We start from the raw sequence: 12069 nt of genomic DNA on the forward strand, positions 1-12069 counted from the left end.
GATTTAGGAAGAATACATGTCTTGATAATAGGTTTTGTACGCTCCCGAAACGATGCGCTCGACCCATTCCGGATGTGATCGGTACCATTCAATCGTCTCTTCGATTCCTTGTTCAAAACTGTAGCGTGGCACCCACCCGAGTTCGTCTTGCATTTTCTTCGCGTCAATGGCATAACGACGGTCGTGACCAGGGCGATCCGTCACGAATTGGATGCGGTCATTGGGTAAGTCAAACGTCTGTAAAATCGTTCGGACGAGCTCGAGGTTCGTCTTCTCGTTATGTCCGCCGATGTTATAGACTTCTCCGACTCGTCCCTTTTGTCGAACGAGATCGATGGCTTCACAGTGGTCCTGCACATGTAACCAATCTCGGATATGTCCTCCGTCCCCATATACTGGGAGTAGTTGATCGGTCATACAATGGTGTACCATGAGCGGAATCAATTTCTCAGGGAATTGATACGGACCGTAATTGTTGCTACAACGGGTGATCTTAATCGGTAAGCCGTACGTCTCATGATAGGAACGAACGAGCAAATCAGACCCGGCCTTCGAGGCGGAATAAGGACTGTTCGGGGAAAGTGGTGTCGCTTCTGTAAAGAACCCCGTCTCCCCGAGCGACCCGTATACCTCATCTGTCGAGACATGGACGAAACAGACGTCATCTCGGTATTCTCGACTGTATTTATCGTCCGGATCCCGTTTCCAATGACGCATGGCCGCGTCGAGCAACACTTGTGTGCCCAGGATATTCGTCGAGAGGAACAACTCCGGCTCAAGGATACTTCGGTCGACATGCGATTCCGCCGCAAAATGCACGACTTCGTCAATCTCAAAGAGAGAGAACAGTTCGTCAATCGCCGGACGGTCGCGGATGTCTACTTTCCGAAACACGTAGAGCGGGTCGTGCTCGAACGCTTGGACGTTCTCTAAATTGCCGGCATAGGTCAACGCGTCGACGTTAAGGATGCGTGACGTTGGATGTTTGTCCCGAAAGTGTTTTATGAAATTTGAACCGATGAACCCGGCTCCGCCAGTCACTAGGATCGTATGCATTGGTCTGTTCTCCTTCCTCTAGAAGCGATATCAAATACTGTCCGTAATCGGTCATCTTGAGCGTCTGACCGATGTCGGCCAATTGCTCTCGCGTGATGAACCCACGACGCCATGCAATCTCCTCCAGACATGCGATGTAATAACCTTGCCGTTCCTGTACTGTCTGTACGAAAATGGAAGCTTTAATCATCCCTTCAGGTGTCCCGGTATCGAGCCATGCCATCCCGCGACCGAACAAGACGACGTTCAACTCGCCTCGTTCCAAATACATTTGATTGATCGACGTGATCTCGAGCTCGCCGCGTGGCGACGGCTTCACTTGTTTCGCAAACTCGACGACTTGATTGTCATAAAAGTAAAGCCCCGGTACCGCATAATTGGATTTCGGGACCGCCGGCTTCTCTTCGATGGACAAGACGCGTCGATCCGCATCGAACTCGACGACACCGAATGCCCGTGGGTCCTTGACCGGATATCCGAACACCGTCGCGCCTGACTGTCGCTCTTTCGCATCCTGTAAAAAGCGCGTCAAGTTCGGCCCATAGAAGACGTTATCCCCTAAGATGAGGCAAACGGAGTCGTCCCCGATGAACGATTCTCCTAGAATGAAGGCATCCGCGAGACCGACCGGACGCTCTTGTACTTGGTACGTAATCGAGATTCCAAGTTGATGCCCGTCACCGAACAGTCGCTCATACCCGGAGATGTCTTTCGGGGTCGAGATCAATAAAATCTCCTTGATGCCGGCGAGCATCAGCACCGACATCGGATAATAGATGAGGGGCTTGTCATAGATCGGCAACAGCTGTTTCGAGACTGCTTTCGTCATCGGGTAGAGACGCGTCCCGTTCCCACCCGCTAGAATGATTCCTTTCATCGTTCATTCCCTCCTTCAAGGATTACGTCACAAATGCGGTCGATCATCTCCATTGTCATGTCCGGATAGAGCGGTAACGTGATCACCCGATCCGAGACGTACGTGGCGTTCGGTACGGATGCGTCGAATGCGTAGCAGGAAAAATCGGTCACGAGTGGATAAAAGTACTTCCGGGCGAGAATCCCATGCTGCGCTAAGGATGCCATCATGTCATCGCGTGCCGCTCTCCCTTTCTTGACGAGAACTGGATAGTACGCATAGTTGGACTCCGTCCGTTCATCCCGAAGGTTCAAGCGTAGAAATGAAGCGTCCGCTAAACGGGTGTCGTATCGCTCGACCAAACGTTTTCGCTTTTCAATGTCGGCATCGATCCGTGGGAGGTTGCACCGTCCCATCGCCGCCTGAAACTCGTTCATCTTGGCGTTGCCCCCGACCGATTCGACGGATTCTGGTCCGGTAATCCCAAAGTTGACGGCTTGATGAATCGCTTCGACGTAACGGGCATCCCGGAACGTGAGCGCACCACCCTCAATCGTGTGAAACACTTTTGTCGCATGAAAGCTGAACATCGTCAGGTCGCCGAACGTCGAGACGTCGCGCCCGTCTTGCCGGACACCGAACGCGTGCGCCGCATCGTAGAGGACATGAAGTCCATGGCGTTTTGCGAGTTGTTCGATCGCCTCCACGTCACATACGTTCCCATACACATGAACGGGTAGGATAGCCGTCGTCCGTTCCGTGATCAACGCCTCGATTTTGTTGACGTCAATCGTGTAGTTTATCGGGTTGATGTCACAAAAGACAGGAGTGATCTGTTTTCGGATGAGCGCATGCGTCGTCGAGGCGAACGTGAACGGTGTCGTGATGACCTCACCCGTTAACCCGAGCACATCAATCGCCGTCTCGAGGGCCAGGTGACCGTTCGTCAATAAGGAGACGTGCGGGACGTTTAGACGCTGCTCTAACTCTTCTTCTAACGCTCGCACATGCTCGCCACGATTGCTCAAGTGACGCGATTCCCAAAGGGGGCGAATCATCTCGACATACGTCTCAAAATCCGGCATACTCGGTCGCGTGACGGGAATGATGGCATCTGTTTCTACATTTGAACCACTCATGGTGAAATCGCCCCTTTTCCTTTCGTTCACGCGAATGCCCAATTTCGTATTTTAATGAGCCATTCTGTTACATGTGGCTGCTTGATCATCAGGTAAGGTCGGATTCGATCGATTCCGACGAACCGATTCAGATACGCGTCATATCGAGTAGAACGTAACGCATCATACTCTCCCTTCAATCGGTGGAGCCCCACCTCAAAGGAAATCCGTGACAACTCCAGCTCTTGATGGTATTTCCCATCGGTATAGGCATCAAATAAGTTGATGAACCGAATGAACTCCTCATGTCGCTTCACGTCACGTTCGACATTCCCCTCGTTCCAAATGGTCGTCGCCGACCCTTCGACCTCGTAGCGATAGACACTCATCACTTCCGGCATGTAGTAGGCGTATCCCCTGCTCGTGATATACAAGCGAATCGATGCATCTCGCGCCGGCGTCTCTTCGAGCCATCGCGGGGCGTCACGGAAATCGTTCACATACAACATGGACATCGTCGGAACGAACCCGAGTAACTGCAACTCACCGGCGTCATACGTCCGGGACACGGATGAGGCGAGCTTTCGATTTTCCGGCATCCATGGAATGACGTGCCAATTCGTGTGGAGCTTCCCACCTGTCTCGACATACGCATCGTGGAAACAAAGCGTACAGTCCGGATGGGCTTCCATGTAGTCGACTTGTTTTTGCAGTTTGTAAGGGTCCGTCCAATAATCGTCCCCGTCACATGTTGCGATGTATTTGCCGCGTGCCCGCTCCTCGTTCATTCGACCGATGAATACACCTTTTGAATATTGATTCTCCGTCTGATAGATGACATTGAATTTTTCAGGATATTTCTGAACGTATTCCCGGATGATGTCTGCCGTCCGATCCGTCGAGGCGTCATCATGGATGAGAATCTCGACCTCGAAGTTCGTGCGCTGTGACAAAAAGCCTTCAATCGCCTGAGCGATGTACTTCTCGTGATTGTATGTGATGCAGTTGATGCTCACCATGACCATGATGAATCCCTCCTTTATGAGACTTCCGCGTCTTGTGCGACAGTGACTGGATAGGTGTCCGGTTGACTCGCGTCGAACGGCTCGTTCACCCACATCACCGTCACCAAATCTTTCACGCCCGTGTTTTCGATATGATGGACGTAACCTGGCGGAATCTCGATGACTTCAAGCTGTTCTTCACTGACATGGAACGAGATGATCTGATCTTGGTCCATCAACCGGAGCCGAATCACGCCTTCACCGCTGACGACGATGAATTGTTCATGTTTCGACTCATGCCAGTGCTCCCCTTTTGTGATTCCGGGTTTGGCCACGTTGACGGAGACTTGACCACGATCAGGCGTCTTAAACAGTTCTGTGAACGATCCCCGCACGTCCTGATGCATCAAGAGAGGCGTGACCATCCGTTCTTTCGGCAAGTAACTTAAGTACGTGCTGTATAGCTTTTTCGTAAAAGGATCCGATACATCCGGTACTCCTCTAGCCATACGGACCGCTTCGAACGATTCAATCATTCGGGCGAGGTCGAATAATGTGATCTGGCGTGTCGGGACGTCTGAATCAGTGCTTTCTGATTTATGCAGCACCCCTACAAACGATGCGACGACGTCATCGACATGGGCGAGCGTCAACACATGATTGGGATGCGTGACCGTGACGTCCTCTCCTCGTGCAATCTGATAACAAAACGTCGTAACCGCACTGTTATAGAATGGTCTCCCCCATTTGCCGAACAGGTTCGGGAGCCGATATATGTGAACCGGTGCCCCGCTCCGTTGACCGTACAGCCGCAAAATGTCCTCCGCTTCTCGTTTACTGTTTCCGTAAGGATTGTCTTGAGTCGCTTGAATCGACGAGGCAAAAAAGACGGGGACCGGATTATAGGACAGCAATTCGGTGGCGATCGCCTCGGTCAAGTCGACGTTTCCCGTCGTGAATTCTTCGACTCGTTCGGGACGGTTCACTCCGGCCACATGATAGACGGCGTCCGCTCGACGCAGATAGCTGCTTCGTTCCATGAATGAGGTCGAACGGGTGATCGGGAGGACGAGATGCCCAGCCCGCTCCAAGGCGTGAACGAGGTGTCTGCCTAAAAAACCGTTCGCACCGGTGACGACGATGTCCATGATTCTCCCTCCGTTTCTTCGGTTGACTTGATGTGTAAGGTCAGCCATCGCCCGGGATGTTCGACGAGTCGAAGCATCGTCTCGACGTCTTCAAACTCCAGAATCAAACTACCGAGTGCTTGATTTGCCCCTTCGAAGCGCGGGACCACATCTCCGACGTTGTAATAGATGTTCGCTTGTCGAATCGTATATGCGTCCTCATCGAAATGGACGCCCATGAATCGCCCCGTTTCTTGACTGCCGATGATGAAATAGGAGGACGGCACGGTCACTGGTTTCATCTCGAGCGTCACCGGCATCCCGAGTGCGACATCAATCGTCGCTTGGACCAAGTCGACGCCTGTCGCTTGTTCGATGATTTGTGGGATGTAATTCCCTCCGTTCCGTGGACCGATATCCATCAGATAGACGTCTTCTCCTTTGACGAAGATGTCAAAGTTGAACGCGCCTTGCTTGAAGCCGACTTCAGTCAACATGCGTTGCAACGTCTGATGGACTCGCTCAAGCACGTGAGGCGGATGTACACTCGGGAAACTCGCACTGATTGGGGCGAACGGGTTGACTCCGTTCACATTGAAGTGTCCGTTTCCGAAACAACGAAACACCAACTCCCCGTCGACGACAAATCCATCACCACCTATTTGATAGCCATCTCGCGTGATAAACTCCTCCACGACCACTTCCTGATTGAATGACATCGTAAATGCCACTTGGAGATGGCGACGAAGCTGATCAATCCCGTGCCCCCGACTCCACTTGCTGATCCCTTTACTCCCAGAGGCGTCGGCCGGTTTGATGATATATTCACCTGCTCGCTCCCGTAACGTGTCGATCGCCGTTTCCAGTTCGGTGAACGCAAAGGCTTCCGGGACGGCAAAGTCATATCGCTGTAGGAATGTTCGAAACTTCGCTTTATTCGTCAACGTTTCGACCGTTTCAAGCGAGTTCGTCGCCAATCCGAGTGCCTCCCCGACATAGGCGGCCGTTCGTGCCGCCGGATCGGAGGCATAGGCGACAATCCCATCGATGCCTTCCTCTCTCGCGATGGCGAGGACCGCCTCCCGATCAAGGGTGCTCGTACAGTAATAACGGTCGGCCACGAGGCGACCCGGATTATCCGGTAGATAGTCACAGAGAACGGTGAATATCCCTTGTTGTTTCGCTTTTTGGATGATGGGAACTTGATGCATCGCTCCCCCGAGCAACAGCAGCTTCAGCATGGTGAGAATCTCCTTTGCGATAGAGTGGTTGGAGTAAGTCGACGTAGACGGCAGCCGTGTTGGCGTTCAGTCTTGGCGTCACGAGTTCTTTTGATTGCTGTCCGTGATCTGTCAATCGTTCGGGATGGTCGAGATAGTGTTTCAGTTCGGTCACGAGTGATGCCACGGTCGGTTCGCATTTGTAACAGTTGATTCCTTCGTGAAGATGACGCGCGACGTTGTTAACGTCATGGCTGACGACGATACCCATCCCGGACGCGCAGGCTTCAATGATGCTGAGATTTCCGTTCGAATAGGTCGCCGGCAACACGAGAATATCTGAACTTCGGTAAACGAGATTCAACCCGTTCCACGACTCGATTTCGTCAAGGAACGTGACGTCCGTCAATTGCTCATCCTCGATATATCGACGACATGCATCCGCGAGATGTCCGTCGCGATTGAGCGACATGGAAAGGTTCGGATATTCTTCTTTCAAGATTCGATACGCTTCTAAGGCGACGAGCGGTTGATAACGTTCAATTAAGCGATTGGCAAACAACAGATGAATCGGGTCGTTTGGTCCTTTCTGACGTAACGGGTGCAACATGTGCGTCTCGATATCGATTGGATAAGGGACCGAAACGACTTTCGCAGAAGGAAAACCGAGTTCCTTGATAAATTGATTGCATGCGACGTTTCCCATTCCAAAAATCAAATCAGCCCGCTGGAACAAATGATGAATCCGTGTCGCCTTGTGCAAGCCGTTCTCGCTTGTCAATAACGTCGATTCTCCGCTCGTCTCGCCCCGTACGTTTCGAATCGGCTCGCTCATGACGACGACGCGCACCCCGAACAGTTTGACGATCTGTAAGAGCAGGGCATGGAACGGGGTAAAACCACCCAGTAGCAAGATATGCGGTCGAAATCGGATGAGTTGGAGAAAGACGTCGAGCGACAGATAGTTCGTCTTTTTCGAGAAATAGGAGCCTTTCAAGACGCGACAGCGTTTACCGAGTGGGATGACCCACCAGTCAGGTCGCTGATTGGTGATTTGTTTATAAAACCAAAACTCGGTATCCATATGCTCATGAAGCACATCAGCAAATTTCACTTGATACGGGGAAGCGATATTGGATAAGAAGACGAGTCGTTGTCTGGTCATCACACTCACCCGATTCGTTTTGCGGAAGCAGGAATCGTCCATTTCGCGAGTTCTTCCTGGATGTAAGGTAACGTCAACAAGAGTTCCTTCACTTCTTCCACATCGAGCTGTCTCGTATTGTTCGAGTTGTACTCACCTTGAGCCGTCAGCTCCTGGCTGCCTTCACTGAAGTACTTCTCGTAGTTCAAGTCTCGATTGTCGGCCGGGACGCGGAAGAATCCCCCCATGTCCTCGGAGACGACTTTCTCTTCTCGGGTCATCAACGTCTCGAACGCTTTCTCGCCGTGGCGGGTCCCGATGACTTTGATGGGAAGATCGACCCCGAACAGTTGTTTCACGGCTTCCACGAGTACACCGATCGTCGAAGCCGGTGATTTTTGGACCATGATGTCACCGGCATGCGCATGATGGAATGCGAAGACGACGAGCTCGACCGCATCGGCCAGGCTCATCAAAAAACGTGTCATGAGCGGATCGGTCACGGTGAGCGGCTCCCCTTTTTTAATTTGTTCAACGAATAATGGGATGACCGACCCACGCGAGGCCATCACGTTCCCGTAACGGGTCCCGCAGATGAGCGTCCGGTCTGGTCCGACCGCACGGGCCTTGGCGACGAAGACTTTTTCCATCATCGCTTTGGAGATTCCCATCGCATTGATTGGGTAGGCCGCCTTATCCGTCGAGAGACAGATGACCTTCTCCACCCCCGCTTCGACGGCGGCATTCAAGACGTTTTCCGTACCGAGAATATTCGTCTTCACCGCTTCAATCGGGAAAAACTCACATGAGGGAACTTGTTTCAGTGCCGCCGCATGGAAGACGTAATCGACGCCATACATGGCATTTTTGATGCTGTTCGGGTCCCTTACATCACCAATGTAGAATTTTAACTTGTCATGATGATAGCGATTGCGAATGTCTTCTTGTTTCTTCTCATCCCGTGAAAAGATGCGAATCTCTTTGATGTTCGTATCGAGGAATCGCTCCATCACGGCGTTGCCGAACGATCCCGTCCCACCCGTGATGAGCAATGTTTTGTTGGAAAACATAAGAAGGCTCCTTTCGTAGATGTCTAGTCTCAGATGTAGGAAGAGCGGTATGTCATCATTTACCCGGTTGGTCTCACTTAAATTGGTAACTTAATGGAAACCGTTATCATTTTTTCGCAACATGCATCATCTTCTTTTCTTCAGACGACGGGCTCGGTTGGGGCGCCCCTTCCACGATTCCGTCCCGGAGCAAGACGTTCCGAACGGTCAAGGCGATACAGCGCAGGTCGAACCAAAAGCTCATCTGGCGCACGTACTCCCCGTCAAGTTTCGCCTTCACCTCAATCGGAAGCTCATCTCGACCCTTCACCTGTGCCCACCCGGTCAGCCCCGGTAGCGCTTCTGTCGCGCCCACTTGTCGACGGGCCTCGACCAAGTCATCTTGATTCCACAGTGCGGGTCTCGGTCCGACGATGGCCATCTCGCCTTTTAAAATGTTGACGAGCTGTGGCAATTCATCGAGACTCGTCTTGCGAAGAAACGCCCCGACGCGCGTGATGTGTTTCGTGGAGTCGTTAAACAGATGTGTCGGGACATCGTTCGGGGTGTCCTGATGCATCGTCCGGAACTTATACATCCAAAAGCGTGTCTCCCGTAACCCGATGCGCTTTTGTTTGAAGAAAACGGGACCCGGCGAATCGATTTTGATCAAGAGGGCGATGAGGAGCAGGAACGGTGCGAGAAGAAGGAGCGCCACTCCGCTGAGCGTCCCGTCGAAGATTCGTTTGAACGTCATATAGTCCATGGCTCACACCTCTTTCTTCTCGGTCGACACCGTGTGCTGTTTCCACACCTCTCGCATCACATAGTCCGTGTAGGACAACAAGATGCGCAGCACCTTATCAGAGACGTTCGGCATGGCGTAATCGCTCACGAGTCGCATCGAGCCATCCGTCTCTTCTAAGATTCGAAGCGCCTGCAGCACTCGCTCCCGCTTCAATCCGACCATCATCGCCGCCCCTTCCTCCATCGCCTCCGGACGTTCATGCGCTTGGCGGATATTCAATCCTTTGATTCCAAGAATCGAACTCTCTTCACTAATCGTGCCGCTGTCTGACAACACGGCCTTCGCATGGAGTTGCAGGTGGACGTAGTCACTGAAGCCGAGCGGTTTGAGGGTACGAATGTTCGGATGGAGACGCACCCCGCTCTCACGAATACGTTTTGCCGTCCGGGGGTGGGTGCTGACGATGAGTGGAAGCTGGTACGTGGTCGCGACCGCATTGAGCGTGTCGACGAGATCGAAGAAGTTCTCGTCATCACTGATGTTTTCATCGCGATGGGCCGATACGACGAAATAGGCATCTCGCTCCAAGTCGAGCTGCTCGAGCACGTCTGACCGCTCAATCTTATCCCGTTGACGGTGGAGTACCTCGTACATCGGGCTCCCCGTCTTGATGATGCGGTCCGCCGGTAACCCTTCACGAAGTAGATACTCGCGTGCGATATCGCTATAGGTCAGGTTGATGTCGGCGATATGGTCGACGATGCGACGATTCGTTTCCTCCGGGACCCGTTCGTCAAAACAACGATTCCCCGCCTCCATGTGAAAGATGGGGATGTGGTGGCGTTTTGCGGCGATGGCTGCGAGACAGCTGTTCGTGTCCCCGAGTAACAAGACCGCGTCCGGACGAACAGATGCGAGCACGGGATCGATGGTGATGAGGATATTCCCAATCGTCGCCATCGGACCATCCGCCGAGGCGTCTAACACATAATCCGGTGTCCGGAGTCCGAAGTCTTCAAAGAAAATCTCATTCAATTCATAGTCATAGTTTTGTCCCGTATGAACGAGCACATGATCGATTGCCTCGGAGGCTTCGAGACGTGCCATCACGGCGGACAATCGAATGATTTCGGGTCTGGTCCCAACAATCGTCATGACCTTGAGTCGTTTCATCTTGTTCCCTCCTAGGATGTGTGGTGAATGGATAGGATGCGTAGTTTCAATTGAGCGAACACTTGGCGGAACATGGCTTTCTCCGTCTCATCAAATGCGAGTCCCCACATGATCACTGTGTAAATACTGATGAGCACGATTCCCTTCACCCCGAAGCCGAACCAATTCGAGGACGGGAAGAAGAACTGGATCCCCCAGCCGATGAGCGTGTACAGGAGAATACCGGGCAAGAGCTTCAGATGGCACTTGCGGAAAAAGTTGAGGATGTCGAGACCGAGGACCCGATGGTAAATCACGTTCATATAGAAGACGAGCCCGACGATGTTGCCGATACAAATGGCGATGGCCGCACCGATCGGACCAAAGTGTGGAATCAACAGTGGTGAGAGCGTCATACTGATGGCGGCCACGATGAGGGCGGCGAACGCCCGATACTTCACTTTGTTCTCGGCAATGAGTGTCGTATTGCCGATGTCTTGCGTCAACGTGATCACACTCGGTGCGATCAAGAGAAGCGCGATGACGTAGGAGTCGGTGAAGTCTGGTCCGACCCATAGGTGCATGAACTCGCGCCCGAGGATGAAGAACGAAGCGAGAATGAGTCCGACGATATATAGCTGAATCCGACCGATGCGGACGAAGAGATAACTGATGGCCTCACGATCGTTTCGGGACAACATCCGACTGACCTTCGGAAGGAATAAGTAACCGAGCGAGGCCGCGATGGTCCAGACATACCCTTCGATGACCATCCCGACGGAAAAGAGGGCGATCGAGGCACTGCCTGCTAGAATCCCCAGTAGGCTCGGGGTGATGTTCAACACGAAGCGTTGGGCGACGAGCGTGATCGTGCTCCAGGACGTGAAGCTAAAGATGTCCCGATAAATCCCCTTCTCTCGATTCTGAAAGTTGGCACGGACGAGAGTCTTGCGCCGAATGAAGACGTACTCGATGAGTAAGACGATCGTGCCGACCAACGCATTGACGATGACGAGGGCATACAACCCATAGCCGAGAAGAAGCGCGGTGACCATCAAAGCGACCGTCCCGACCTTCTCAGCGAGATGCAGGGCACTCGAGAAGAGGAATTGTTCATGGGATACGAGAATGCCAGAGAATGGCTTCGTCGGGAACGAGACGACGATGAACAGTCCCGCGATCACATAGAGGACTTTCAACTGTTCGAGCTCGGTCGCCGTCAGACTCGAGTAAATCGAGTCCAAGAAGAAGTAGACGACGGTGAGGATGAGGAAGAGGACGAGCGAGATGGCGATGAACAGTTTATAGGCGATGCCTAAAAATCGTCCCGCCCGCTCGTGGTCCCCCTCCGCCATATACTTGCTCATGAATCGTGAGACGGCTGCATCGAGCCCGAAGTCCATCGCAAACATACTGATGAGCGAGATGGTCAGCATATACAACCCGTAACTCGCCTGCCCGATCTCATGAATCATCCACGGCGTATAGATGAGACCGGATAAGATGCCGAAAAAGATTTGCGTGTAGGACATGACCGCCCCGATCTTGATTTTGCGGTTACTGGCTGCCTCGTCTAGCGTCATGCGTGTCGACAT

Annotated in this window: 11 protein-coding genes; all 11 read right to left on the reverse strand. The window is 52.6% G+C overall.

Going from position 1 to position 12069, the window contains the following annotated elements; translation table 11 throughout:
- Positions 1–3 precede the first annotated feature (3 nt).
- Positions 4–1056, reverse strand: a complete 1053-nt coding sequence (rfbB, locus tag KNO68_RS08655; protein WP_214873087.1) for a dTDP-glucose 4,6-dehydratase — start codon at positions 1054–1056, stop codon at positions 4–6.
- Positions 962–1933: a glucose-1-phosphate thymidylyltransferase RfbA gene (gene rfbA, locus KNO68_RS08660; RefSeq protein ID WP_196431180.1), complete on the reverse strand. Its 972-nt coding sequence runs from the start codon at positions 1931–1933 to the stop codon at positions 962–964. Before rfbA ends, rfbB begins: the two co-directional genes overlap by 95 nt.
- A complete protein-coding gene (locus KNO68_RS08665) occupies positions 1930–3051 on the reverse strand; it encodes a DegT/DnrJ/EryC1/StrS family aminotransferase (protein ID WP_078147557.1) in 1122 nt (373 codons plus the stop codon). The genes rfbA and KNO68_RS08665 overlap by 4 nt, the downstream gene beginning before the upstream one ends.
- 26 nt (positions 3052–3077) lie before the next feature.
- The gene (locus tag KNO68_RS08670) at positions 3078–4055 is read right to left on the reverse strand and encodes a glycosyltransferase family 2 protein (protein ID WP_214730272.1); all 978 of its coding nucleotides are present in this window, start codon (positions 4053–4055) and stop codon (positions 3078–3080) included.
- A gap of 14 nt (positions 4056–4069) precedes the next feature.
- Positions 4070–5182, reverse strand: coding sequence for a polysaccharide biosynthesis C-terminal domain-containing protein (locus tag KNO68_RS08675; protein WP_214873085.1), 1113 nt, complete (start codon positions 5180–5182; stop codon positions 4070–4072).
- Positions 5146–6402 carry an ATP-grasp domain-containing protein gene (locus tag KNO68_RS08680; protein WP_251024877.1) on the reverse strand — a complete coding sequence of 419 codons (1257 nt, stop codon included), beginning with the start codon at positions 6400–6402 and terminating at the stop codon, positions 5146–5148. The genes KNO68_RS08675 and KNO68_RS08680 overlap by 37 nt, the downstream gene beginning before the upstream one ends.
- The gene (locus KNO68_RS08685; RefSeq protein ID WP_251024878.1) at positions 6311–7546 is read right to left on the reverse strand and encodes a glycosyltransferase family 4 protein; all 1236 of its coding nucleotides are present in this window, start codon (positions 7544–7546) and stop codon (positions 6311–6313) included. The genes KNO68_RS08680 and KNO68_RS08685 overlap by 92 nt, the downstream gene beginning before the upstream one ends.
- Positions 7547–7551: 5 nt before the next feature.
- A complete protein-coding gene (locus KNO68_RS08690) occupies positions 7552–8595 on the reverse strand; it encodes a polysaccharide biosynthesis protein (protein WP_215112348.1) in 1044 nt (347 codons plus the stop codon).
- Positions 8596–8701: 106 nt separating this feature from the next.
- A complete protein-coding gene (locus KNO68_RS08695) occupies positions 8702–9340 on the reverse strand; it encodes a sugar transferase (RefSeq protein ID WP_078147562.1) in 639 nt (212 codons plus the stop codon).
- A 3-nt stretch (positions 9341–9343) separates the two neighbouring features.
- Positions 9344–10495, reverse strand: a complete 1152-nt coding sequence (gene wecB, locus KNO68_RS08700) for a non-hydrolyzing UDP-N-acetylglucosamine 2-epimerase (protein WP_078147563.1) — start codon at positions 10493–10495, stop codon at positions 9344–9346.
- 11 nt (positions 10496–10506) lie between these two features.
- Positions 10507–12069: an oligosaccharide flippase family protein gene (locus KNO68_RS08705; protein WP_215112349.1), complete on the reverse strand. Its 1563-nt coding sequence runs from the start codon at positions 12067–12069 to the stop codon at positions 10507–10509.

The sequence above is a fragment of the Exiguobacterium sp. s75 genome, from assembly GCF_018617145.1.
GTDB lineage: Bacteria > Bacillota > Bacilli > Exiguobacteriales > Exiguobacteriaceae > Exiguobacterium > Exiguobacterium profundum.

What these genes read in the sequence shown, in the direction of transcription:
- wecB (WP_078147563.1), bottom strand. Translation starts at nt 10,495, where the DNA reads ATGAAACGACTCAAGGTCATGACGATTGTTGGGACCAGACCCGAAATC.
- KNO68_RS08695 (WP_078147562.1), bottom strand. Translation starts at nt 9,340, where the DNA reads ATGGACTATATGACGTTCAAACGAATCTTCGACGGGACGCTCAGCGGA.
- KNO68_RS08690 (WP_215112348.1), bottom strand. Translation starts at nt 8,595, where the DNA reads ATGTTTTCCAACAAAACATTGCTCATCACGGGTGGGACGGGATCGTTC.
- rfbA (WP_196431180.1), bottom strand. Translation starts at nt 1,933, where the DNA reads ATGAAAGGAATCATTCTAGCGGGTGGGAACGGGACGCGTCTCTACCCG.
- rfbB (WP_214873087.1), bottom strand. Translation starts at nt 1,056, where the DNA reads ATGCATACGATCCTAGTGACTGGCGGAGCCGGGTTCATCGGTTCAAAT.
- KNO68_RS08685 (WP_251024878.1), bottom strand. Translation starts at nt 7,546, where the DNA reads ATGACCAGACAACGACTCGTCTTCTTATCCAATATCGCTTCCCCGTAT.
- KNO68_RS08680 (WP_251024877.1), bottom strand. Translation starts at nt 6,402, where the DNA reads ATGCTGAAGCTGCTGTTGCTCGGGGGAGCGATGCATCAAGTTCCCATC.
- KNO68_RS08665 (WP_078147557.1), bottom strand. Translation starts at nt 3,051, where the DNA reads ATGAGTGGTTCAAATGTAGAAACAGATGCCATCATTCCCGTCACGCGA.
- KNO68_RS08670 (WP_214730272.1), bottom strand. Translation starts at nt 4,055, where the DNA reads ATGGTCATGGTGAGCATCAACTGCATCACATACAATCACGAGAAGTAC.
- KNO68_RS08675 (WP_214873085.1), bottom strand. Translation starts at nt 5,182, where the DNA reads ATGGACATCGTCGTCACCGGTGCGAACGGTTTTTTAGGCAGACACCTC.
- KNO68_RS08705 (WP_215112349.1), bottom strand. Translation starts at nt 12,069, where the DNA reads ATGTCGACACGCATGACGCTAGACGAGGCAGCCAGTAACCGCAAAATC.